A 22,777-nucleotide genomic window follows, 5' to 3' on the forward strand; every position below is an offset into this window, starting at 1 on the left:
CGCCCGGCCCGCCCAGCCCGTCGCCCCGGCTCAGCCGGTCGCCTCGGTGAGCAGCACGCCGAGCCGGTTCAGCGCGCCCGGCACCACGGAGTAGTAGGCCCACTTGCCGCGCTGCTCGCGGGTGAGCAGGCCGGCGTCGACCATCAGCTTGAGGTGGTGGCTCACCGTGGGCTGCGACAGCCCGACCGGCTCGGTGAGGTCGCAGACGCACGCCTCGCCGCCGGCGTGCGACGCGACGATCGACAGCAGGCGCACCCGGGTGGGGTCGCCCAGGGCCTTGAACACCCGCGCCAGCTCGGCGGCGGTCTGCGGGTCCGCCGCCTCGCGCACGAGGGGCGCGCAGCATGCGCCCGACGCCGGGTCCGGGCTGGTGCGCGACATGTCCGTCAGGGTGAGTGCGGTGGCCATGCGCCCATCTTGCCACGCATCGAAGATTATGGATATGTTGCACACGTCATCCCATCGAGAAACTTCGATCTGAGAAGGAGTGGGTCATGTCCGAGACGTCCCGCGAGAACCTGCCCGTCGTGGTTGTCGGCGCCGGGCCGGTCGGCCTCGCCGCCGCGGCACACCTGCTGGAACGCGGCCTGGAGCCGCTCGTGCTGGAGGCCGGCAGCGGCCCCGGCGCCGCCGTCGCCTCGTGGGGCCACGTGCGCCTCTTCTCCCCGTGGCGGTACGACGTCGACGCCGCCGCCCGCCGTCTGCTGACGGGGGCGGGCTGGTCGGAGCCCGACCCGGACGCCCTGCCCACCGGCCGTGACCTGGTGGAGAAATACCTGACGCCGCTGGCCGGCGCCCTCGGCGACCGCGTCCGCTACGGCGTCCGCGTCTCCGACGTGGCCCGGGACGGGGCCGACCGGTCCCGGTCGCTCGGTCGCGAGCGCCGGCCGTACCTGGTGCGCTACACCGTGGGCGAGGAGGTACGGGAGGTCCGGGCGCGAGCGGTGATCGACGCCTCGGGCACGTACGGCACGCCCAACCCGCTGGGCCTGTCGGGTCTCCCGGCGATCGGCGAGGAGTCGGCGGACGGCCACCTGACCGGAGCCCTGCCCGACGTGCTGGGCGCCGACCGGGACCGGTTCGCCGGGCGCACCGCGCTGGTCGTGGGCATGGGGCACTCGGCCGCGAACACGCTGCTCGGCCTGGTCGAGCTGGCGAAGGACGAGCCTGCCACCCGCATCGTGTGGGCCATCCGCGGTGGGTCGGCACGCCGCCTGTACGGCGGCGGGTCGGACGACGAGCTGCCCGCCCGCGGCCTGCTCGGCACCCGGCTGCGCGACGCGGTCGAGGCCGGCCACCTCGAGCTCCTCACCCGGGTGGCGATCGAGCGGCTGGAGCCGGCGGCGTCGGGTGTCCGGGTGCTCGGGACGGCGCGCGCGGACGGCGTCGAGGGAGCCCTGGACCTGCGGGTGGACACGATCGTGAACGCGACCGGGTTCCGGCCCGACCTGGGCATGCTGCGCGAGGTGCGCCTCGACCTGGACCCCGTCGTCGAGGCGCCGCGGCGGATCGCGCCGCTGATCGACCCGAACCTCCACTCCTGCGGCACGGTGCCCGCGCACGGCGAGACGGAGCTGGCCCACCCCGACGACGGGTTCTACCTGGTCGGCATGAAGTCCTACGGCCGGGCGCCGACGTTCCTGCTGGCCACCGGGTACGAGCAGGTGCGGTCCGTGGTCGCGGCCCTGGCGGGGGACCGCGCCGCGGCCGACGCCGTCGAGCTGAACCTGCCGCAGACCGGCGTCTGCTCCTCGGACCTGGCGTTCGCCGCGGACGCGGACGGCGTGGTCTCCCCGGAGGCTCTCGCGCTGGTCGGCGGCTCGGGCGGCGGGTGCTGCGCGGCGCCGTCGGGCCCGCAGGCGGTGACGCTCGGCCTGGGCGCGCCCGCCGAGCATGCCCGGCCCGAGCCTGTCCCGGCCGAGCCCGCCCAGGCCTGACCTACGCCGTCACGCGACGGGATCGACGCCGAGCTGCCCTAGCAGCCCCCGCACACGGCGCTCGATCTCGTCGCGGATCGGCCGCACCGCCTCGATGCCCTGGCCGGCCGGGTCGTCGAGCTCCCAGTCCTGGTAGTCCTTGCCGGGGTACCAGGGGCAGGCGTCCCCGCAGCCCATGGTGATGACGACGTCGGAGGCCCGCACGGCCTCGTCCGTCAGCACCTTGGGCTGCTCGGCGCGGATGTCGATGCCCCGCTCCAGCATGGCCTCGACGGCGGTCGGGTTGATCAGCTGCGCGGGCATCGACCCGGCCGAGCGCACCTCGACGGCGTCCCCCGACAGCTCGCGCAGGAACCCCGCGGCCATCTGGGAGCGGCCCGCGTTGTGCACGCAGACGAACAGGGCGGACGGCTTGCTGGTCTCGGTGCTGCTCATGAGTCTCTCCGGCTCGTGCGGTGGGTCAGGCGGCCTGGGTGGCCAGGTCGGCGAGCAGGGCGCGCACGCGCTCGTCGAGCTCGTCGCGGATCGCGGCGACGCCGGCGGGGGAGGCGAGGGCGGGGTCGCCCACCATCCAGTCCTCGTACCGGGTGCCGGGCAGCACCGGGCAGACGTCGCCGCAGCCCATGGTCACCACGACGTCGGCCGCGCGGACCGCGTCGTCGGTCAGGGGCTTGGGGTAGAAGCGGGTCACGTCGTCCACCTCGTCGGCGGCCGTGGTGTCGCCGAGCTCCGCCAGGAGCCCGCGGACTCCGGCGTGCACGTCGGCCGCGGGGGCCGAGCCGGCGGAGCGGACCACCACCCGGTCGCCCGCGTAGTGGCGCAGCAGGGCGGCGGCGAGCTGGGACCGCCCGGCGTTGGCCACGCAGACGAACAGCACCTGCGGCGGCCGCCGCGCGCCGTCCGCGCCGGTCTCCCGCGCGTGCGCCCGCTCCGCGTCGATGATCCGCTGCCGCGCGAAGTGTTCGGTGAGCGTGACCAGGTGGGTGGCCTCGCCGCCCCGCCGGACCAGTGCCGTGTACGACTCGCGGACCACCCGCACGCACTCGCCGCGCGGCGTCGCCGGGAACCGCTCGGCCAGCGACGCCGCCAGCCGGTCGAGGGCCGGCTCGACGTTCTCGAGCGCGGTCAGGTGCGCCCGGCCCGCCACGTCGACTGCCGCCGGGGCGAACCGGTCCAGCAGCGTGTTCACGGCGCCGCGGTAGGCCGGCTCGATGCGGTACCAGACCGAGGTGCCCCGCCGGTCCGACGTCAGGAGGCCGACGTCGCGCAGCACCTTGAGGTGGTGGGACACCGTGGGCTGCGACACGTCGGTCAGCGTGGCGAGCTCGCCCACGGTGAGCTCGCCGTCCGAGCTCGTCGCGACGGCCGACAGCATGCGCAGCCGCAGCGGCTCGGCCAGGGCCTTGAGCGTGGACGCCACGGCTGTCGCGGCGTCCACGCCCATCGCGTGCGACTCCAGCCCGCGCGCGCCTGACGTGGTCAGAGCAGTCATCGCCGTCCTCCGGTATATCGACTGATGTCTATGTTGACAGTCGTCGATGCAGGACGGCAAGTCCGGTCAGGCGCAGCCGGCCAGCTCCTCCTCGTCCGGGGTGAACCGGATCCAGTCGAAGGCCGCCGTGAGCTCGGGCGTGGCCGCCGGCCCCCGGTAGGCGAACGGCCCGACGTCGGTCGCGGCGAGCTGGCCGGCCGGGGTGGCGCGCCCGAGGTTGACGAACGTCGCGCCGTCCACGCTGTACGACGCGGTCAGCCACTCGCCGTGGTTCGTGATCCGCAGCCACACGGTGTCACCCGTCTCCGGCGGGGCCAGCGCGGAGTCCTCCGCCGTCCACGAGTTGTTCCGGTCCACCCCGTTGTTGCGCCAGACGAAGTCGAACCGCTTGCCGGCGTCGACGTGCGAGATGTCGATCCGCACCGAGTTGGCGTCGTCGCGCCGCACGATCAGGCCCGCCTGCTGGAAGTTGACCTGCGGGTCGAGCGTGACCTGCGTCGTCACCTCCCAGGGCGTCCCCGGCACCGGCTGCAGCACCAGCGGGGCCGACGTCGAGTTGCCGGAGTACGTCGGGATGCGCCACGCGCCGTCGGCGACGACCGAGCGGTCCAGGCCGCCGCGGACCGCCGTCGACCAGAGCGAGCGGTCCACCGACGAGCCGTCGAGCTCGTCGGAGCCCGCGCCGGTGCACTGCGCGTACATCGGGTCCTCGGGGCGGGTGTTGAGCGGGTCCCGGACGCCGTCGGGGTCGAGCACCGCGTGCCCGATGGTCGTGTGCGACCGCTCGCCGTACTCGTAGATCAGGTGCGTCGTGCCGCGGTCGGTGACGATCTGCGGGGACGACGCCCGCCCGGCCTCGGGCGGCGCCGGCCGGGGGATGAACAGCGGCTCGGGCTCGCCCACCTCGGTGAGGGTCCGGTCCACCTGGCGCGCGAAGATCGTGCCGACGGTGGAGCCGTAGACGATGTAGTCCTTGCCCTGCCAGCGCCACAGGTCGGCGGCCGACACGTTCGTGCCCTCCGCCGGTCCCGGCGTCACGATCGGCTCGGGCTCGACCCGCCAGTCCTTGCCGTCCCGCGAGTACGCCAGGTTGATGTGCCGCACGTTCGTGTCGTAGTTGGTCATGAACAGCATCGCCCAGCGGTCGCTGGAGGACCGGTCGGGGTTGGGGAAGACCCGCGCGTACGACGTCTCGGTGGCGTGCCGGCCGGGCTGGGCGGCGTCGACCATCTCGGTGGTGACCGCCTCGTCGCCGTAGTCGAAGGTGACGCCGTCGGTCGAGGTCGCGTAGCGGGTCACCGTGTTGTCGCCGTGGAAGTACAGGTACATCTTGCGCTCGGCGGCGTTCCACACGGCATCGGGGGAGGAGACGTGCGGCACGTCGTAGATGCCCTCCCACCGGTTCGAGACCACCGGGCTGCCCTCGTACTGGGTCCACGGCCCGTCGAGGGAGTCTGCGTACATCAGGTTGATGCCGCCCGGGTCGTCGTGCGGCGCGTAGTAGACGTACCACTCGCCCAGCGGGTCCCTCAGGTGCGCCCCGGCGTGGAACACCGACGGGAAGATGAACTCCTGGTTGGGGTTGTGGGGGAGCGTGTCGTCGAGCGGGTCGACGATCGGTCCGGTCGACGTGAAGACCGGCAGCGCGGCCCCGGGCGCCCCGGGTGCGCCATGACCCGGCGGCGCGGCGGTCGCCGCCTGGGTCATGCCCGGTATCAGCGCGACCACGAGGGCGAGGGTGGCGCCGGCGAGGGCCCGGCGCGCGGTGGGAACAGCCATGATGCGTACTCCTTCGTCGCAGTGGCATGACGTCGTGTGTCACGACCGCGCCAGCCTTCGGGCGCACCGGACGGCCGGTCAAGGGAGGTAATCAAGTCCATCGACACGGCCGCTGATAATGCGCCACATCCGGCGGCGACGGCGGCCCGGGCGGCGTTTCCGGGCCGCGCGGGCCCCCCGGGGGCGGTTGCTAATAATGCGCATCATCAGATTGACCGCACGCTCGGCCGCCCGTGAGACTCCCGGGGTCAACGATGACCCGACCGGGCGTTTCGAGGAGGAGCCGTGCCACGTCGTCGCATCACCCAGACGGACGTCGCCGCCATGGCGGGCGTCAGCCAGGCCACCGTCTCGTTCGTGCTCAACGGCAGCACGCCGGCGGGCGTACGGATCAGCGAGGAGACGCGCCAGCGCGTGCTGGACGCCATCCGCATCACGGGCTACACGGCCAACCCGGCCGCGCAGCGCCTCGCGGGCGGGCTCGCCCAGATCCTCGGCGTCTTCACGTACGAGGCCACGTTCCCGCGCGCCAGCCGCGACTTCTACGGGCCCTTCCTGACCGGCATCGAGCACGCCGCCGAGCGGCTCGGCGTCGACATCCTGCTGTTCACCAGCGCCCCGGTGGCGGACGGCCGCCGCCGGCTCACCCGGGACGGCTGGCAGCGGCTCGGCGTCGCCGACGGCTGCCTGCTGCTCGGCCAGCACGAGCACCGCGGCGAGCTGCAGCACCTGCTCGACACCAACTACCCCTTCGTCTTCATCGGCAAGCGCGGCAGCGACGGCGGCCGGCTGCCGTACGTGGGCGCCGACTACGTGGGCGGGACCGTGCGGCAGATCGACCGCCTGGTCGCCCACGGCCACCAGCGCATCGGCTACGTGGGGATGCGCGGCACCGACCAGCCCACGCTCGACCGCGTCGAGGGCTACCGCACCGCGATGAAGGCCCACGGGCTCACCACGCGGTTCGTCGAGCTGGAGGACGTCGCCGCCACCGCGGCCGAGATCGTCGACCAGCGCTTCACCGCCGTGGTCGTGGCCCCGGAGAACCACCCCGAGGAGCTCGCCGACGAGCTCGAACGGCGCGGCCGGCGTGTGCCCGACGACGTCTCGGTGCTGCTGCTCGGGCAGCCGCACCACCCGCGGCGCGGCGGCCGGCAGTGGTCCGGCTTCTCCGTGCCCCGCGAGGAGATGGGCGCCCGCGCGCTCTACCTCCTCTCGCGCCTCGTGTCCGACGACGAGCCGCGGCGGGAGCGCGACAGCCGGCGGCCCGCCGCCGTGACGGACGCCGAGCTGCACCAGGTCCTCGTGTGCCCGGACGTGGAGGGCGCCACCGTCGCGCCGCCGCCCCCGGGCACGCGCACCAGCCCCCGAACAGAGACTGACGACAGGACGGACCACGCGTGACCCATCAAGACCTGCAGACCGACGTGCTCGTGGTGGGCGCGGGGCTCGGCGGCATCGCCGCCGCGCTGGCCGCCGCCGACCGGGGCGCGAGCGTCGTCCTCACCGAGGAGCACCCGTGGATCGGGGGGCAGCTCACGTCGCAGGGCGTGCCGCCGGACGAGCACCCCTGGGTGGAGCGGTTCGGCGTGACGGCCCGCTACCGCGCGCTGCGCGACGGCATCCGCGACGTCTACCGGCGGCGCTACCCGCTCACCGACGGCGCGAAGGACTGGGCGGAGCTCAACCCGGGCGCCGGGTGGGTGTCCAAGCTGTGCCACGAGCCGCGGGTCGCCGTGGGCGTGCTGGAGGAGATGCTCGCCCCCTACCGTTCGGCGGGTCGCATCCGGCTGCTTGAGCGCGTCCGCGCGACGTCGGCCACCACCGACGGCGACCGGGTCACCTCGGTGACGCTCCGCTCCGTCGTGGACGGCGCGGACGTGACGGTCGCCGCGGCGTACACGATCGACGCGACCGAGACCGGCGAGCTGTTGCCGCTCACGGGCACGGAGTACGTCACCGGGTTCGAGTCGCGGCACGAGACGGGGGAGCCCAGCGCCCCGGATGAGGCCCAGCCGGACAACGTCCAGGCCCTGAGCGTGTGCTTCGTCGTCGAGCACACGGACGGCGACCACACGATCGACAAGCCGGAGCGCTACGACTTCTGGCGCACCTACGCGCCCGCCGCCTGGGGCGGCGAGCAGCTCCTGTCATGGACGGCGCCCAACCCGCGCACGCTCGCGCTGGAGAAGCGGTCGTTCACCCCCAACCCCGGCGACGACCCGCTCGCCGTGGACGCCGACCAGTCGAAGAACGCCGGCGACGGCAACCTCTGGCTGTTCCGCCGTATCGCCGCCCGCGACCTGCACGAGCCCGGTTTCTACGAGAGCGACCTGTGCCTGGTGAACTGGCCGAGCATCGACTACTTCCTGGGCCACGTTCTCGACGTCTCTCGCGCGGAGGAGGAGGCGCGGATCGCCGACGCCCGGCAGCTCAGCCTCTCGATGCTGTACTGGATGCAGACCGAGGCGCCGCGGGCCGACGGCGGCACGGGGTTCCCGGGCCTGCGACTGCGCCCCGACGTCATGGGCAACGCGGACGGCCTGGCCCAGGCGGCCTACCACCGCGAGTCCCGCCGCATCAAGGCGGTCACGACGGTCACCGAGAACGACGTCTCCTACGCCGTGCGCGGCGACCGGGGCGCCACCCGGTACGCGGACTCGGTGGGTGTGGGCATGTACCGGATCGACCTGCACCCCTCCACGGGCGGCGACACGTACATCGACGTGCCGTCCACCCCGTTCGAGATCCCGCTCGGGGCCCTGCTGCCGCGGCGCACGACCAACCTGCTCGCCGGCAACAAGAACATCGGCACCACCCACATCACGAACGGGTGCTACCGGCTGCACCCGGTCGAGTGGAACGTCGGCGAGGCGGCGGGGCACCTCGCCGCGCACTGCCTCGCCACCGGCCGCACCCCGCACTCCGTCCAGTCCGAGCCGGACCTGCTCGCCGACTACCAGGCCGAGCTCGTCGCCTCCGGCGTCGAGCTCCGCTGGCCGGCCGAGGCCCACCCGTACTGACGCCGTCGGCGTCCACCCGTACCGACGCCGACGGCGTTCATCCCCACTGCCGCACCCCCTGTTCAAAGGAGAACTGATGTCTGCACTGCACCCCCGGACCCGCAGGACGGCGGGAACCGCCGCCGTCCTCGGGACGGCCCTGGCCCTGTCCGCCTGCGCGGGCGGGACCGACGCGCCCGTCGGCGAGCCCGAGACCCCGTCCGAGCCGGTCGACCTGCGGATGACCGTCTGGACGGCGGACGAGACCCAGCTCGACCTCTTCCAGTCCATCGCGGACGCCTACGTGGCCGACAACCCGGAGCTGGTCGCGAGCGTGAAGTTCGAGACCATCCCGTTCGAGGACTACACGACGGCGCTGACCACGCAGCTCGCGGGCGGCAACGCCCCGGACCTGGCGTGGATCTTCGAGAGCAACGCCCCGGAGTTCGTGGCCAGCGGCGCGCTCGTTGACCTGGCCCAGGTGCTCGAGGGCACCGAGGGCTACGCGTACGACGACCTGGTGCCCAGCGCCCTGTCGCTGTGGCAGGACGGCGAGGGGCTGTACGCCTACCCGTTCTCCAACAGCCCGTTCGCGATGTTCGTCAACACCGACCAGATCGAGGCGGCGGGCCAGCCCAGCCCGGTCGACCTGGTCGCGGACGGCAGGTGGACCTTCGACGCCGCCCGGGACATCGCCGCGGCGACGGCCGCGGACTCCGGCAAGCAGGGCCTGGTGGTGCGGGACTTCGACTACCAGGCGTGGGAGAACCTGGCCACGGTCTGGGCCGGGTGGAAGGCGGCCCCGTGGAGCGCGGACGGGACCCAGTGCACGTTCACGGAGCCGGCGATGGTCGACGCCATGACCTGGTTCCACGACGCCGTGTTCACCGACGGCGCCCTGCCGACGCCGGGCACCACCGCCGACTTCTTCGCCGGTGACGCCGCGATGACGATCACCCAGATCAGCCGGGCGTCGTCGCTCGACGACTCGTTCCACTGGGACATCGTGCCCATGCCCGAGGGTCCGGCCGGCAAGCAGAACGTCGTGGGCCAGGCCGGGGTCGGGGTCTTCGCCGCGAGCGAGCACCCGGACGTCGCGGCCGACTTCCTCGCGTACTTCACCAACCCCGAGAACGCGGAGCAGCTCGCGGCCTACTTCCCGCCGCCCCGCCAGTCCCTGCTCAACGGGGACAGCCTGGCCGCCGCCAACCCGAAGCTCACCGCCGACCAGCTCGATGCCGTGGTCGTCGACGGCGTCGAGGACGCGGTGACCAAGCCGGCGCACAAGAACTTCGCCAAGCTGTCGGAGACGGTGCGCGCCGAGCTCGACGCGCTCTGGGTCGAGGACGCCGACGTCGAGGCCGTCCTGGCCGACACCTGCTCGGCGATCACGCCGCTGCTGGAGGACTGATCGTGGCAACGGCGTCAGCGGCGGTGCGCCGCGACTGGCTCGTCGGGTACACCATGGTCGCCCCGGTGGTCCTGGGGTCCCTCGCCTTCGTCGTCCTGCCGCTCGGCATGGTGGTCTGGTACTCCCTGCACGAGTGGAACGTCCTGGCGAACACGTTCACGTTCGTCGGGGCGGAGAACTACCAGCGCATGGCGGCCGACCCCGGGCTGGCGGACGCGCTGCTCGCGACCCTGTGGTTCTCGATCGGGCTCGTCGTGGTGAACATCGCGCTGGCGCTGTTGCTCGCCGTCCTGCTCAACCAGAAGCTGCCCGGGACCACCACGTTCCGGACCTTCTTCTTCTCGCCGGTCGTCGTCTCGCTGGTCGCCTGGACCATCGTCTGGAGCTTCCTGCTCCAGGCCGACGGCGGCATCAACGGGTTCCTGGAGCAGGTCGGCGTCCAGGGGCCGAACTGGCTGCGGCATCCCACCACGGCCATGGTCGCCGTGATCATCGTCCAGGTGTTCAAGAACGTCGGGCTGAACATGATCCTGTTCCTCGCCGCGCTGCAGGGCGTGCCCGAGGAGCTGCAGGAGGCGGCCCGGCTGGACGGGGCCGGCGCGTGGCGGCGGTTCCGCTCGATCACCCTGCCGCTGATCAGCCCGACGATCCTGCTGGTCTCGATCATCACGATCGTCGGCTCGCTCGAGGTGTTCGCCCAGATCGACGTGCTGACCGGCGGCGGCCCCGGGAACTCGACGACGGTCCTCGTCTACTACCTGTACCAGCAGGCGTTCCGGTTCAACGAGTTCGGCTACGCCAGCGCCCTGGCGGTGCTCCTGTTCCTCATCGTCCTCGTACTGACGCTGCTGCAGTGGCAGTCGCGCAAGAGGTGGGTCTTCCATGAAGTCTGACGTGCGGTCCGACCCGAGGTCGGACACGAAGCCGGGCACGACGTCCGACCTGCCGCCCGGGGCCTGGCCGCCCGGGCCCGAGGCTCCGGCCCCGCGCCGCCGGGGTCTGGGCGCCCGGGCCCGCGGGCGCCTGACCCGCTGGCTGCTCTTGCTGGTCCTGGCCGTCCTGAGCGTGCCGTTCGTCTTCCCCACCTGGTGGATGGCGACCTCCAGCCTCAAGCCGATGAGCGAGATCCTGCGCCGGGTGCCGACCATCTGGCCCCAGGACCCGTCGCTGGAAGCCTACGGGCGGGTGTTCACGCTGCAGCCGTTCGCGCAGCAGTACTGGAACTCGCTCTACATCGCGGTGCTGGTCACGGTCGGCACCATGCTCGTGGCGGCGATGGCGGGCTACGCGTTCGCGCGGATCCGCTTCCCCGGGGCCAACGCGCTGTTCGTCCTGGTGCTCGTGGGGCTGCTCGTGCCCTCGGAGGTGACGATCGTCCCGCTGTTCCGGATCGTCAACAGCCTCGGGCTCATCAACACGCACTGGCCGCTCGTCGTGATCCCGGTGCTCGGGGCGCCCGCCGTCCTGGCCGTGTTCATCATGCGCCAGTTCTTCCTGGGGCTGCCCACCGAGCTGGAGGAGGCGGGCCGGATCGACGGCCTCGGTCGCTGGGGCGTCTTCTGGCGCATCGCGGTCCCGCTGTCGCGGTCAGCCCTCGGCGCCGTGGCGATCTTCACGTTCCTCAAGTCCTGGAACCTGTACCTCGAACCCGTCGTGTACCTGTCCAGCAAGGAGAACTTCACGCTCCCGCAGGCGCTGACGCAGTACGTCGACGCGTACGGCGGGCCCATGTGGAACGTCCAGCTAGCAGCGACGACGCTCACCGTCCTGCCCGTCCTGGCCGTCTTCCTCGTGGCGCAGAAGCAGTTCGTCCAGGGGCTCGCGCACAGCGGCCTCAAGGGCTGACCGACGGCGGCGCGCTCCCGGGCGTGCCGCCGTCCGCCGCCTCCCCTCGCCGGGGTGAAAAGCAGGTGTGATGCTAACGTGAAGCGCTCTGTAAATGCCGCTTCATGTGTAAAGGAGTCCTGGCCCTCCCGTGTGACCACCGGCAGACCCGGGCGGAAAGGAGGGCCGTTGTGATGAGTACTTCAGAAACCACCAAGACCCTGCTGGGGCGTGTCCAGCACGCCGCACGCCGGGTCGAACGGGCCGCACGCGGCCCGCAGGACCACCGCGTCGGGACCGACCGGATCGTCTTCGGCGTCGCCGGCCTGATCGCTCTCGCGTTCATCGTGTGGGGCTTCGCCAGCCCCGACAGCCTCGGCTCCGTGGCCGACAGCGCGCTGAGCGCAGTCCTGAAGAACTTCGGCTGGCTGTTCGTCACCGCGGCCACCATCTTCACCGTCTTCGTGATCGTCGTGGCGATGGGCAAGTTCGGCAAGATCCCCCTGGGGCAGGACGGCGAGAAGCCCCAGTTCTCCACCCCGTCCTGGATCGCGATGATGTTCGCGACCGGCATGGGCATCGGCCTCATGTTCTACGGCGTGGGCGAGCCCCTGTACTTCTACATGGCGCCCCCGCCCGGCACCGTCGACGGGTCCACCCCCGCCGCCGCGTCCACCGCGATGGGGCAGACCCTGTTCCACTGGACCCTCTACCCCTGGGCGATGTACGCCATCGTGGGCCTCGGCATGGCCTACGGCACCTACCGCCTGGGCCGCGCGCAGCTGTTCAGCTCGATGTTCACCTCGCTGTTCGGCCGCAAGGCCGTCAACGGCGCGGGCGGCCGGGTCATCAACATCCTCGCGATCCTCGCGACCCTCTTCGGCTCCGCCTGCTCCCTGGGCCTCGGCGCCCTGCAGATCGGCGGCGGCATCCAGCACTCGGGCGTCATGGAGTCCGTCGGCACGGCCACCCTCGTGGTCATCATCGCCGTCCTGACCTGCCTGTTCGTCCTCTCGGCCGTCTCCGGCATCGAGCGCGGCATCCAGTGGCTGTCGAATGCCAACATGTGGCTCGCGCTCCTGCTCGCGATCATCGTCTTCATCGGCGGACCCACGCTGTTCATCCTCAACGTGCTGCCCGCCTCCCTCGGCGCCTTCGTCGGCGACCTGCCGGAGATGGCCTCGCGGACCGCGGCGTCCGGCGACCAGGCGCTCGCGGACTGGATGGGCTCCTGGACCATCTTCTACTGGGCCTGGTGGGTGTCCTGGACGCCGTTCGTCGGCCCGTTCATCGCCCGCATCTCGCGCGGCCGCACGGTGCGCCAGTTCGTCACCGGCGTGCTGCTGGTGCCGTCCATCGTGTCCACGGTCTGGTTCGCGATCTTCGGCGGCGGGGCCATCGGCCTGCAGGAGCGTGCCGAGCAGGCGCAGGACACCGGCGCGGCGCTCGCCGCGATCGGCCAGGGCGGGGCCGACATCAACTTCGACCTCATCTTCTTCCAGATGCTCGGCGCCCTGCCGGTGCCGGAGTGGGTCGGGCTCGCGCTGATGATCCTCGCCGTCGTGCTCGTGGCGATCTTCTTCGTCACCGGCGCCGACTCGGCCTCGATCATCATGGGCGGGCTGTCGGAGAACGGCGCCGAGAACCCCACCAAGAAGTCGGTGATCTTCTGGGGCGTGAGCACGGGTGCCGTGGCCGCCGCGATGCTGCTGGCCGGCGGTGACGACCCGGCAGCGGCGCTGAACGGCCTGAAGAACATCACCATCGTCTCGGCGCTGCCGTTCGTCGTGGTGATGCTGGTGCTGTGCGTCGCGCTCTGGAAGGACCTCTCCAGCGACCCGCTCGTCCTGAAACGGGAGCTGGCGGTCCAGGTGCTGGCCGAGACGGTCGACACCGGCGTCGAGAAGCACGACGGAGAACCGTTCGAGCTCTCCACCTCGGCGTCGGCCCCGGAGGCGGACGCGGACGACACCCCGGCGACCCCGGAGAACGGGGTGCCGCTCGTCGCCGACGGCGCCGCGGTCGTCAAGGACTGATATTTCCGTTGCCGGGCTCCGGCCCGGCAACGGAGCATCACCCCATGACCGATACCTCGCGCCTGCTCCAGGCGTACGACGAGCAGCTCCGCACCGACGCCGAGACCCCGAGCGCGATCTCCGTGACCGTCCTCGGGCCCCTGCGGCTGGTGACCTTCCTGGGCGGGCGCGGCTTCGTCACCTACCGCGACCTGGGCGGGGCCGACGAGGCGCGCGTGCAGGAGCTCGTCGAGGGGGCTGTCGCCCACTTCCGGGCCGACGGCGGCATCACGAAGGTCGAGTGGAAGACGCGCGGCCACGACCACGCGCCGGGGCTGCACGAGGCCCTGCTGAAGCACGGGTTCGTCGCCGAGGAGGCCGAGTCGATCATGATCGGCGACGCGGCGGCCCTCGCGGTCGACGTCCCGCTGCCCGACGGCGTCACGCTGCGCCGCGTCAGCGAGGAGCCGGACGTGCGCGCCATGTGCGCCATGCAGGACGAGGTGTTCGGCAGCCCGGTCTCGGACCGGACGGCGAACGCGATCCTGCGCCGGCAGGCGATCGACCCCGAGATGGAGCTGTGGGTCGCGGAGGCCGACGGCCAGATCGTGACCGCGGGCCGGCTGGAGCCCGTGCCGGGTACCGACTTCGCCGGGATCTGGGGCGGCAGCACCCGCCCGGAGTGGCGGGGCAAGGGCATCTACCGGGCGCTGACTGCGGCCCGCGCGCGCTCGGCCCTCGCGCGGGGCAAGACCCTGATCCACAGCGACTCGACCGAGTACTCCCGTCCGATCCTGGAGCGCTACGGCTTCCACAAGGTGTCCACCACGACGCCCTACGAGTGGCAGCGCTGAGCGTCAGCCCGCGCGCCGTCGGCCCATGATGTTCGCCGGCTCGGTGACGCCGGCGTACCGGAAACCGGGGACGAGGTCCACGAACCCGAGGCGGCGGTAGAGCACCTTGGCCCGGTCGGCGGGGTCGGCGGTGGTGGACAGCAGGGTGTGGCGGTGCGGTGTCCGGCCGAGCAGCTCCCGCATCAATGCGGTCCCCAGGCCCCGCCGCTGGTGCTCCGGCAGGATCTCCAGCTCGTTCAGCTCGAACGCGTCCTCGGCCCACTCGCCGTGACCGGCACGTTCCAGCGCCGGCCCCACCTGCTGCGGCCACCAGTGGCCGGGCTGGTAGTCGAACCCGTACACGAACCCCACGAGCGCCTCGTCCTCGAAGGCGCCAAGCGTCAGTGCGCCGTCGTACAGCGGCAGGTAGGCGAGCCGGGTGTCCCGGAAGTGGTCGCGCCGCTCGTCGGAGTAGCCGAACGCCCGCTGGAACACCCCGGCGATCTCGTCCGCGCGCCGGAGCACCTCGGAGGTGTCCAGCGCGCGGATCGTCATGTGCGCACGCTAACGCCGTCGGCCCGCGCCGTCGCGAGGGACGACGGACGCCAGGTAGGTGCGCACCTCGGCGTCGGACCAGCCGTGCGCCTCGCGCAGGCCCGCGGCGATCGTCGCGAGGTACGCGGAGGACGGCGCCGAGTGCAGACGGCCCGCGTGCCCGTGCGGCGCGGTGAAGGTGAGCATCGGCAGGCCGTCCAGCCGCCCGACGGCGATCAGCGTCTCGTACCGCCCCGGCCCCGCGGTGTGGCGCCGCGCGATCCCCGAGCGGAGCGTGGCCTCCAGCGGGTCGTCGAGGACGGGGACGCGGTGCATCTCCTGGGCCGCGACGTCGGCGAGCTGGGCGGCGGTGATCCGGTAGGCGCGGGCGGGCGTCGGGCCCGCGGCGTCGTGGTCGTAGAACGCCGTGCCGCCGCCCCAGACGGCGGAGTCGCCCGCGAACCAGACGCGTCCGGGCAGCTCGACCGCCCGGTCCTCGCGCGGCAGGGTGCGGTCGCGCGCCCCGGGGTAGCGGCGTCGCGCACCGGGCGGGCACCCGCCCTCGAGGTAGCAGGCGAGCCGGGCCCGGGCCATGTTGGACCCATAGCTCACGTACCAGACCTCGGTGCTCAGCGGACTCTCCTCGGGTGCGGGGGTCCCGGCCACGCTACGCAACATTCCACCGCCACGGAACCACGGTGGCTGCTTCAGACCCGCGACGGAGAGTCCTTGGACGGAAAGCGAGAACCTCCGTGTACGTTGCCCAGGCGGAGTTGGACAAGCGTCCTAGACTCGAAGACGCAGGGTTTCTCACGAGGTGGAGTGTGTGCCGTGGTTCAAGGCAAGGTCATCAGGTTCGACGAGGTTCGCGGCTATGGTTTCGTTGCCCCGGACACCGGTGGGGACGACGTGTTCATCCACGTCAACGACCTCGAGTTCGACAAGCGCCACCTCGCGGTGGGCGCGGTCGTGGACTTCGCGGTGGAGGACGGCGACCGGGGCCTGAAGGCCTCGACGGTCACGCTGGTGACGCCGGCGCCCGCCCTGGCCCCGGCGATGGCGTCGGCCGCCGTCGGCGCGGGCGCGACCACCACGCCAGTCCCGACCTTCCTCCCGCCCCTGCCCGACGCCGGGTCGCGGCCCGACGGCGAGGGCCCGTCCGAGCGTGAGCTCGCGGTCGAGGTGACCGAGGTGCTGCTCGCCGCGGTGCCCACGCTGACCGCCGAACAGGTGCTCGCGACCCGGGGTGCATTCGTCGCGGTGGCGCGATCGCACGGATGGGTGTGAAATTTCACCCGAGGTGTTACCGCCCTGTTTCCGTTCTTGATGTACGGCGACGATGCCGCTACGGAGCGATATCAGGTCGGTAACGATCAGTTCCGGCAAACGGCGAAGTAGGGCAAACCCTCCCATCGCGTGAGTAGCGTGAGCGGAAACCTTGACGGTGACGGACATCTCACCCCCTGCGCTGAGGCGGACGGCGGTGGTTCGTGACCGTCATCCCCATGAGGAGGAACATTGAAGATCAGGCGACTGAGCGCCGCCGTCGCAGTGGCCGCCAGTGGCGCGCTGCTGTTCTCGGCGTGCACCAGCCCGGCGGGGAACGACAACCCGGCCGAAGGTGAAGCCACTGCGACCTCGGCCTCGGCCGACGGCCCGTGCAAGGCGGACCTCGGGGACGTCACCACCGCTGACGGTGAGATCAAGGTGTCCGTCGAGGACGAGTTCCTCGGCTACAACTCGAACACCCCGGAGACCTACTCCACGTACAACAGCGCCGTGACGGAGCGCCTCTTCGGCGGCTTCTGGTACTTCGGCAACGACGGCTCCATCTGCACCGACGAGGAGTACGGCACCTACGAGGCGCTCTCCGAGGACCCGCTGCAGGTCGAGTACACCCTCAACGACGAGGCTGCCTGGTCCGACGGCACCCCGATCACCTACGCCGACTACCTGCTCGACTGGGCCACTCAGGCGATCACCGAGGACGGCAAGGTCACCAAGGACGCCTCCGAGGTCCCGCTGTTCAACCACGTCTCCGGCCTGAGCCTGGGTGACTACGTCCCCGAGGGCCCGAAGGCGGACTCCCCGGACGCCAAGTCGTTCACCTACGACTACGAGCGCGTGTACGCCGACTGGAAGATCCAGATCGGCTCGCCGTTCCCGGCGCACGTGGTAGCCGAGCAGGCCGGCGTCTCCACCGAGGAGCTCGTCACCGCCATCCAGGACCTCGACCTCGACGTCCTGAAGAAGGCCGCCAAGTTCTGGAACGAGGGCTGGCTGTCGCAGCCGGGCGACGTCCCGGACCCGGCGATCGCCCCGGTCAGCGGCCCGTACAACTTCAAGGCGGACGGCTGGGAGGCCGGTCAGTACATCACCCTTGAGGCGAACGACAAGTACTGGGGCACGCCCGCTGCCACCAAGGAGCTGACGGTCCGCTTCGTCGCCGCCGACGCGCAGATCCAGGCGCTCGCCAACGGTGACCTCGACGTCATCCAGCCGAACGGCCCCACGGTCGACACGGTGACGCAGCTCGAGCAGCTCGGTGACGCCGTCACGGTGGACACCAACCAGAACCTGACCTGGGAGCACCTCGACTTCAACTTCAACTCGGGCATCTTCTCCGACTCGCTGGAGGCCCGTGAGGCGTTCGCGCTCTGCGTGCCGCGCCAGAAGATCGTGGACGACCTGATCAAGCCGATCGCCCCCGAGGCGGTCGTCATGAACGCCCGCGAGGTCTTCCCGTTCCAGGACAACTACGAGGACGTCGTCTCGCAGTCCTACGACGGCCGGTACGACGAGGTCGACCTCGACGCCGCCAAGGAGAAGTTCGCTGCCGCGGGCCTCAAGGAGGGCGAGAAGGTTCGCATCGGCTACGCCGCGCCGAACCCGCGTCGTGCCGCCGAGGTCGAGGCCATCAAGTCCTCGTGCGACCAGGTCGGCTTCGACATCGTCGACTCCGCCGCGCCGGACTTCTTCGACAAGGACCTGCCGAACGGTGACTACGAGGTGGCGCTGTTCGCCTGGGCCGGCTCGGGCCAGATCGCCTCGGGCCAGAACATCTACGCGACGGACTTCCCGCAGAACTACGGCGGGTACTCGGACGAGACCGTCGACAAGGCGTGGGACACGCTGGCCTCGACCACGGACGAGACGGTGCACGCCGAGCAGACCGTGATCATCGAGAAGCAGCTGTGGGACACGCTCTTCGGTATCCCGCTGTTCGCCCACCCGGGCGTCATCGCCAGCAGCTCCAGCCTGGAGAACGTCCGCAACACCGCCGCCCAGAGCGGCGTCGTGTGGAACTCCGAGCAGTGGGCCCGCGCCTCCTGACGCGAGCCTGACGCAAGACCTGCGGGGAAGGGCGCCTCTGCTCCCTTCCCCGCAGGGCTGTTCGCTTCAGGTCAGGATTATTTCCCGTTCTGACCAGGGCGGATGGCAGCAACTTTCATCCGGTGTCCTATAGTGACACGCTGATCGCATTCCCCAGCAGACGCCGTGCTGCGTCCGCCTCGAAGGGCCAACCTGTGCTCAAGTTCATCCTCCGGCGCATCGGCGCCTCGGCGCTCGTCCTGCTCGGCGCCTCACTGCTCGTGTATGTCCTGACCATCAACTCCGGCGATCCGCTCAAGGACCTGCGCGAGTCCAACGCCCAGAACAAGCAGCAGCTCATCGACCAGCGAATCGCGCTGATGCGGCTCGACGATCCCTGGTACGAGCGCTACTGGGACTGGCTCAAGGGTGTCGGAGGCTGCTTCACCGGTAACTGTGACCTCGGCGTCACGATCAACGGCGTCGACGTGCTGGGGCTGACCCAGCAGGCGGCCAGCTCGACCCTGCGGCTGGTGACCGTGTCCACGCTGCTCGCCATCGTCGTCGGCATCGCGCTCGGCATCCTCACCGCGATCCGCCAGTACTCGGGCTTCGACTACTCCATCACCTTCAGCGCGTTCCTCTTCTTCTCGCTGCCGGTGTTCTGGGCGGCGACGCTGCTCAAGGAGTACGCGGGCATCCAGTACAACAACTGGATCGCCGTCGGTCAGTACGCGCCATGGACGATAGTCATAGCGGCGATAGTGGCGGGATTCCTGCTCCAGGCCATCCTCGGCGGCTCCAGGAAGCGCCGGCTGGTCACGGCCGCGGTCGTGTTCGCGTTCGTCACGATCATGCTCTTCGTCTTCAACTCCCTCGACTGGTGGCGCAACCCGATGTTCGGCATCGGCGGCGTGCTCGTGGTCTCGGCCGCCGCGGGCGTGCTCGTCACCGCGCTCGTCGCGGGCCTGCGCAACCGGCGTGCCCTCTACGCGGCGGGTACGACCGTGGTCGTCGGCGTCGTCGCCTACCTCGCCTTCGCACCGCTGCTGGTCAACAGCCCGAGCTGGGGCCTGCTCGCCGGGCTGTTCGTGCTCGCCGTGCTGGTCTCGGTGGGGATCGGCGCCGCCTGGGGCGGCTACGCGCGCAAGCAGGTCATGCTCGTCACCGGCATCACCGGCGTGATCACCAGCGCGATGGTCTTCGCGGACCTGCTGATCGCGCACTGGTCGAGCTTCCTGGGCGTCAAGTCGCGCCCCATCTCGACGATCGGCTCGCAGACGCCGAACTTCACCGGCGGCTTCTGGGAGCAGGTGCTCGACCTGGGCACGCAGATCCTGCTGCCGACGATCCTGCTCACCCTGGTCTCCGTGGCGAGCTACTCGCGGTACACGCGGTCCTCGATGCTGGAGACCCTGAACCAGGACTACGTCCGCACCGGCCGGTCCAAGGGCCTGTCCGAGCGTGAGGTCATCGTCAAGCACGCCTTCCGCAACGCGCTGATCCCGATCACGACGATCATCGCCTTCGACTTCGCGGGCATCATCGGCGGCGCGATCATCACGGAGCAGGTGTTCGGCTGGAAGGGCATGGGTGCGCTGTTCCAGGACGGCCTGAACGCCGTCGACCCCGCACCGGTCATGGCGTTCTTCCTCGTCACGGGCATCGCCGCCGTGCTGATGAACCTGCTGGCAGATATCGCGTACGCGGCCCTCGACCCCCGGATCCGGCGCTGAGCGCGGGCCACGGCAGGAGACACAGACATGAGTGACATCAGGAACAGCAACCCCGAGGGCGAGGACTACGAGCCCCAGGTCTCCGTGGCCGGCGTCGACGCGGTCGGCCTCGCGGCCGGCGGCTCGGCGGGCCCGCTGCCCGGCGAGGACAAGTCCTACAGCCAGGGCCAGCTCGTCGCCCGCCGGTTCTTCCGGCACCGGGCGGCACTCACCTCGATGATCGTGCTCGGCATCGTCATCATCGTGGCGTTCACGTCCATCGGCGTCGGCCCCATCCCCGGCTGGTGGCCCAAGGACTACACGCTCCAGTACGACAAGATCGGTGACGGCGCGCCCACCTGGGCGTACCCGTTCGGCCAGGACACCGGTGGCAAGGACTACTTCGCGCTGGTCATGCGCGGCACCCAGTTCTCGCTGATCATCGCGTTCTCGGTCGGCATCATCTCCACGATCGTGGGCACGCTGATCGGCGCGCTGGCCGGCTTCTACCGCGGGTGGCTCGAGTCGATCCTCATGCGGGTCACCGACGTCTTCATCGTCATCCCGCTGCTGGTGATCGCGGCGGTGCTCGGCAAGACGGCGTCCGGCTGGGGCATCCTCGGCCTGGCCCTCGTGCTCGGCCTGGTCACCTGGACGAGCCTGGCCCGACTGGTGCGCGGCGAGGTGCTCTCGCTCCGCGAGCGCGACTTCGTGCTCGCGGCCCAGGCGGTCGGCACCGGTCCCTGGCGGATCATCACCCGGCACGTGCTGCCCAACGCGGTCGGCGTGATCATCGTGTCCGCGACGCTCTCGATCTCGGCCGCGATCCTGCTGGAGACCTCGCTGAGCTTCCTCGGGTTCGGCGTCCAGGCGCCCGACACCTCGCTCGGCACGCTCATCTCCGACTACCAGGCCGCCTTCTCGACCCGGCCCTGGCTGTTCTGGTGGCCGGGCCTGATGATCCTGACCATCGCCCTGTGCGTGAACTTCATCGGGGACGGCCTGCGCGACGCGTTCGACCCCCGCCAGAACCGGAGCAAGGACTGAGAATGACCACTCTCGACATCAGCGCTCCCGGTTCCGCCTCGGCGACCGGTGACGCCGTCCTCTCCTTCGAGGACCTCACCGTCACGTTCAAGACCGAGTTCGGCGACGTGCACGCCGTCAAGGGCATCGACCTGGAGGTCCGGCCGGGCGAGGTCGTCGCGCTCGTGGGCGAGTCCGGCTCGGGCAAGTCCGTCACCTCGATGACGGCGCTCGGCCTGCTGCCCCGCAACGCGCGCGTCGGCGGCACCATCCGCGTGGGCGACAAGGTCGTGGGCGGCCTGGACGGCCGGGGCCTGCGCAACATGCGCGGCAACGACGTGGCCATGGTGTTCCAGGAGCCCATGACCGCCCTGAACCCGGTGCTCACGATCGGCGACCAGCTCACCGAGGGCCTGCAGCTGCACGGCATCGCCTTCGGCAAGCAGGCCACGGCGCGTGCCGCCGAGCTGCTCGCGATGGTCGGCATCCCCGAGCCCGAGCGCCGCCTCAAGCAGTACCCGCACGAGCTCTCCGGCGGTCAGCGTCAGCGCGTCGTCATCGCCATGGCCATCGCGTGCGACCCCAAGGTGATCATCGCCGACGAGCCCACCACGGCCCTCGACGTGACCGTGCAGGCCGACATCCTCGACCTGCTCCGCTCGCTCAAGGACAAGCTGAACACCGGCATCCTGCTGATCACCCACAACATGGGCGTCGTGGCCGACATGGCCGACCGCGTCGCCGTCATGCTCAAGGGCGACCTCGTGGAGACGGGCACCGCCGACCAGGTGCTCAACCACCCGCGGCACGAGTACACGAAGCGCCTGCTGGCCGCCGTGCCCCACCTGGGGTCCGGGCCGGGCCAGTTCGGCGACGTCGCCCCGGTCGATGCGGCGCCCGAGGACCTGCCGGCGCTCGACCTCGGCAACCTCGTCATCGAGTACCACCGGCTGGGCAAGCCGACGTTCCGGGCCGTCGACGACGTGTCGCTGTCCGTGGCGCAGGGCGAGATCGTGGGTCTGGTGGGCGAGTCGGGCTCCGGCAAGTCCACCATCGCCAAGTGCGCGCTCGGGCTCATCCCCGCGGCGTCCGGCTCGGTGTCGATCCTCGGGACCGACTTCGGCAAGCTGCGGGGCAAGGAGCTCAAGGCCCTGCGCAAGCGCATCGGCGTCGTGTTCCAGGACCCGGCGTCGTCGCTCAACCCGCGGCTGCCGATCGGCGACGTGATCGCCGAGCCGCTCGTGGTGCACAAGGAGGGCGACGACCGGTCGCGCCGGCGTCGCGTGCTGGAGCTGCTCGACGCCGTCGAGCTGCCGCGCAGCGCCTTCAACCGGTACCCGCACGAGCTCTCCGGCGGCCAGCGCCAGCGCGTGAGCATCGCCCGTGCCCTCACGCTCGACCCCGAGCTGCTCGTCGCTGACGAGCCGACGTCGGCCCTGGACGTGTCCGTGCAGGCCAACGTGCTCAAGATGTTCACGGCGCTGCAGGAGCGGTACAAGTTCGCCTGCCTCTTCGTGAGCCACGACCTCGCGGTGATCGACCTGCTGGCCCACCGCGTGGTGGTGCTGCAGAACGGCCGGATCGTGGAGCAGGGCCCGCGCGAGGAGGTGCTGCACCACCCCCGTGAGGAGTACACGCAGCGCCTCATCGCGGCCGCCCCCGTGCCGGAGCCGCTGGAGCAGCGGCGTCGTCGCGAGGCGCGGCACGCGCTGCTGAACAAGCTCGGCGACGACATCGCGGAGCTGCACATCGAGGACGAGTAGCCCTTCCCCGTAGACGTGTCAGGCCCTCAGGTCACCCCGGTGACCTGAGGGGCTTACCCCCTTCTTCTTCTCCCCTGCTCCCCCTTTCTCTTCTCCCCACCTCCCAACCCACCAAAACAACCCCTCCCTGGGAG

19 protein-coding genes are annotated in these 22,777 nt (G+C 71.2%); 13 read left to right on the forward strand and 6 right to left on the reverse strand.

The genetic code is table 11. The features are described from left to right. Nucleotides 1-30: 30 nt before the first annotated feature. The gene (locus ACFV9Q_RS05885; protein WP_377233592.1) at nt 31-408 is read right to left on the reverse strand and encodes an ArsR/SmtB family transcription factor; all 378 of its coding nucleotides are present in this window, start codon (nt 406-408) and stop codon (nt 31-33) included. Nucleotides 409-494: 86 nt separating this feature from the next. Between ACFV9Q_RS05885 and ACFV9Q_RS05890 the strand changes: the two genes are divergently transcribed. Next, nucleotides 495-1,937 (forward strand): NAD(P)-binding protein, encoded by a 1,443-nt coding sequence (locus tag ACFV9Q_RS05890; RefSeq protein WP_377233593.1) that lies wholly within the window; start codon nt 495-497, stop codon nt 1,935-1,937. Nucleotides 1,938-1,946: 9 nt separating this feature from the next. Here the strand turns inward: ACFV9Q_RS05890 and ACFV9Q_RS05895 are convergent, their stop codons facing one another. The 3 genes from ACFV9Q_RS05895 to ACFV9Q_RS05905 all read right to left on the reverse strand — a co-directional run bounded on the left by ACFV9Q_RS05895 (nt 1,947) and on the right by ACFV9Q_RS05905 (nt 5,208). Further along, nucleotides 1,947-2,372, reverse strand: coding sequence for an arsenate reductase ArsC (locus ACFV9Q_RS05895; RefSeq protein WP_377233594.1), 426 nt, complete (start codon nt 2,370-2,372; stop codon nt 1,947-1,949). Nucleotides 2,373-2,397: 25 nt separating this feature from the next. Further along, nucleotides 2,398-3,429 (reverse strand): metalloregulator ArsR/SmtB family transcription factor, encoded by a 1,032-nt coding sequence (locus ACFV9Q_RS05900; protein WP_377233595.1) that lies wholly within the window; start codon nt 3,427-3,429, stop codon nt 2,398-2,400. Nucleotides 3,430-3,495: 66 nt separating this feature from the next. Continuing rightward, nucleotides 3,496-5,208, reverse strand: coding sequence for a DUF1349 domain-containing protein (locus ACFV9Q_RS05905; RefSeq protein ID WP_377233596.1), 1,713 nt, complete (start codon nt 5,206-5,208; stop codon nt 3,496-3,498). Nucleotides 5,209-5,493: 285 nt separating this feature from the next. Between ACFV9Q_RS05905 and ACFV9Q_RS05910 the strand changes: the two genes are divergently transcribed. The 7 genes from ACFV9Q_RS05910 (at nt 5,494) to ACFV9Q_RS05940 (ending at nt 14,314) form a co-directional block, all read left to right on the forward strand. Next, nucleotides 5,494-6,612, forward strand: a complete 1,119-nt coding sequence (locus ACFV9Q_RS05910) for a LacI family DNA-binding transcriptional regulator (protein WP_377233597.1) — start codon at nt 5,494-5,496, stop codon at nt 6,610-6,612. Beyond that, a complete protein-coding gene (locus tag ACFV9Q_RS05915; RefSeq protein ID WP_377233598.1) occupies nt 6,609-8,231 on the forward strand; it encodes an FAD-dependent oxidoreductase in 1,623 nt (540 codons plus the stop codon). Before ACFV9Q_RS05910 ends, ACFV9Q_RS05915 begins: the two co-directional genes overlap by 4 nt. 76 nt (nt 8,232-8,307) lie before the next feature. Then, nucleotides 8,308-9,621: an ABC transporter substrate-binding protein gene (locus ACFV9Q_RS05920; protein WP_377233599.1), complete on the forward strand. Its 1,314-nt coding sequence runs from the start codon at nt 8,308-8,310 to the stop codon at nt 9,619-9,621. A 2-nt stretch (nt 9,622-9,623) separates the two neighbouring features. Next, nucleotides 9,624-10,514 carry a carbohydrate ABC transporter permease gene (locus ACFV9Q_RS05925; protein ID WP_377233600.1) on the forward strand — a complete coding sequence of 297 codons (891 nt, stop codon included), beginning with the start codon at nt 9,624-9,626 and terminating at the stop codon, nt 10,512-10,514. After that, nucleotides 10,504-11,466, forward strand: coding sequence for a carbohydrate ABC transporter permease (locus ACFV9Q_RS05930; protein WP_377233601.1), 963 nt, complete (start codon nt 10,504-10,506; stop codon nt 11,464-11,466). The genes ACFV9Q_RS05925 and ACFV9Q_RS05930 overlap by 11 nt, the downstream gene beginning before the upstream one ends. Before the next feature lie 173 nt (nt 11,467-11,639). Beyond that, nucleotides 11,640-13,481: a BCCT family transporter gene (locus ACFV9Q_RS05935; RefSeq protein WP_377233602.1), complete on the forward strand. Its 1,842-nt coding sequence runs from the start codon at nt 11,640-11,642 to the stop codon at nt 13,479-13,481. Nucleotides 13,482-13,525: 44 nt separating this feature from the next. Next, nucleotides 13,526-14,314, forward strand: a complete 789-nt coding sequence (locus ACFV9Q_RS05940) for a GNAT family N-acetyltransferase (RefSeq protein ID WP_377233603.1) — start codon at nt 13,526-13,528, stop codon at nt 14,312-14,314. A gap of 3 nt (nt 14,315-14,317) precedes the next feature. Here ACFV9Q_RS05940 and ACFV9Q_RS05945 read toward each other — a convergent pair whose 3' ends face one another. Together ACFV9Q_RS05945 and ACFV9Q_RS05950 are read right to left on the reverse strand one after the other, a co-directional pair. Continuing rightward, nucleotides 14,318-14,848 carry a GNAT family N-acetyltransferase gene (locus ACFV9Q_RS05945; protein ID WP_377233604.1) on the reverse strand — a complete coding sequence of 177 codons (531 nt, stop codon included), beginning with the start codon at nt 14,846-14,848 and terminating at the stop codon, nt 14,318-14,320. Nucleotides 14,849-14,857: 9 nt separating this feature from the next. Then, nucleotides 14,858-15,493: a histone deacetylase gene (locus tag ACFV9Q_RS05950; protein WP_377233605.1), complete on the reverse strand. Its 636-nt coding sequence runs from the start codon at nt 15,491-15,493 to the stop codon at nt 14,858-14,860. Between the two features lie 165 nt (nt 15,494-15,658). On the opposite strand from ACFV9Q_RS05950, the gene ACFV9Q_RS05955 reads away from it, so the two are divergent. The 5 genes from ACFV9Q_RS05955 to ACFV9Q_RS05975 all read left to right on the forward strand — a co-directional run bounded on the left by ACFV9Q_RS05955 (nt 15,659) and on the right by ACFV9Q_RS05975 (nt 22,643). Beyond that, nucleotides 15,659-16,114 (forward strand): cold-shock protein, encoded by a 456-nt coding sequence (locus ACFV9Q_RS05955; protein ID WP_377231678.1) that lies wholly within the window; start codon nt 15,659-15,661, stop codon nt 16,112-16,114. Nucleotides 16,115-16,345: 231 nt separating this feature from the next. Then, nucleotides 16,346-18,160, forward strand: a complete 1,815-nt coding sequence (locus tag ACFV9Q_RS05960) for an ABC transporter substrate-binding protein (protein WP_377233606.1) — start codon at nt 16,346-16,348, stop codon at nt 18,158-18,160. Nucleotides 18,161-18,354: 194 nt separating this feature from the next. Beyond that, nucleotides 18,355-19,875 (forward strand): ABC transporter permease, encoded by a 1,521-nt coding sequence (locus ACFV9Q_RS05965; RefSeq protein ID WP_377233607.1) that lies wholly within the window; start codon nt 18,355-18,357, stop codon nt 19,873-19,875. Nucleotides 19,876-19,902: 27 nt separating this feature from the next. Further along, a complete protein-coding gene (locus ACFV9Q_RS05970; protein ID WP_377231675.1) occupies nt 19,903-20,901 on the forward strand; it encodes an ABC transporter permease in 999 nt (332 codons plus the stop codon). A gap of 2 nt (nt 20,902-20,903) precedes the next feature. After that, complete coding sequence (locus ACFV9Q_RS05975) at nt 20,904-22,643, forward strand: ABC transporter ATP-binding protein (RefSeq protein ID WP_377231674.1); 1,740 nt, start codon at nt 20,904-20,906, stop codon at nt 22,641-22,643. Nucleotides 22,644-22,777 lie beyond the last annotated feature (134 nt).

Source organism: Promicromonospora sp. NPDC059942 (assembly GCF_042731755.1).
GTDB lineage: Bacteria > Actinomycetota > Actinomycetes > Actinomycetales > Cellulomonadaceae > Promicromonospora.

What these genes read in the sequence shown, in the direction of transcription:
- ACFV9Q_RS05885 (WP_377233592.1), bottom strand. Translation starts at nt 408, where the DNA reads ATGGCCACCGCACTCACCCTGACGGACATGTCGCGCACCAGCCCGGAC.
- ACFV9Q_RS05890 (WP_377233593.1), top strand. Translation starts at nt 495, where the DNA reads ATGTCCGAGACGTCCCGCGAGAACCTGCCCGTCGTGGTTGTCGGCGCC.
- ACFV9Q_RS05895 (WP_377233594.1), bottom strand. Translation starts at nt 2,372, where the DNA reads ATGAGCAGCACCGAGACCAGCAAGCCGTCCGCCCTGTTCGTCTGCGTG.
- ACFV9Q_RS05900 (WP_377233595.1), bottom strand. Translation starts at nt 3,429, where the DNA reads ATGACTGCTCTGACCACGTCAGGCGCGCGCGGGCTGGAGTCGCACGCG.
- ACFV9Q_RS05905 (WP_377233596.1), bottom strand. Translation starts at nt 5,208, where the DNA reads ATGGCTGTTCCCACCGCGCGCCGGGCCCTCGCCGGCGCCACCCTCGCC.
- ACFV9Q_RS05920 (WP_377233599.1), top strand. Translation starts at nt 8,308, where the DNA reads ATGTCTGCACTGCACCCCCGGACCCGCAGGACGGCGGGAACCGCCGCC.
- ACFV9Q_RS05930 (WP_377233601.1), top strand. Translation starts at nt 10,504, where the DNA reads ATGAAGTCTGACGTGCGGTCCGACCCGAGGTCGGACACGAAGCCGGGC.
- ACFV9Q_RS05935 (WP_377233602.1), top strand. Translation starts at nt 11,640, where the DNA reads ATGAGTACTTCAGAAACCACCAAGACCCTGCTGGGGCGTGTCCAGCAC.
- ACFV9Q_RS05940 (WP_377233603.1), top strand. Translation starts at nt 13,526, where the DNA reads ATGACCGATACCTCGCGCCTGCTCCAGGCGTACGACGAGCAGCTCCGC.
- ACFV9Q_RS05945 (WP_377233604.1), bottom strand. Translation starts at nt 14,848, where the DNA reads ATGACGATCCGCGCGCTGGACACCTCCGAGGTGCTCCGGCGCGCGGAC.
- ACFV9Q_RS05970 (WP_377231675.1), top strand. Translation starts at nt 19,903, where the DNA reads ATGAGTGACATCAGGAACAGCAACCCCGAGGGCGAGGACTACGAGCCC.
- ACFV9Q_RS05975 (WP_377231674.1), top strand. Translation starts at nt 20,904, where the DNA reads ATGACCACTCTCGACATCAGCGCTCCCGGTTCCGCCTCGGCGACCGGT.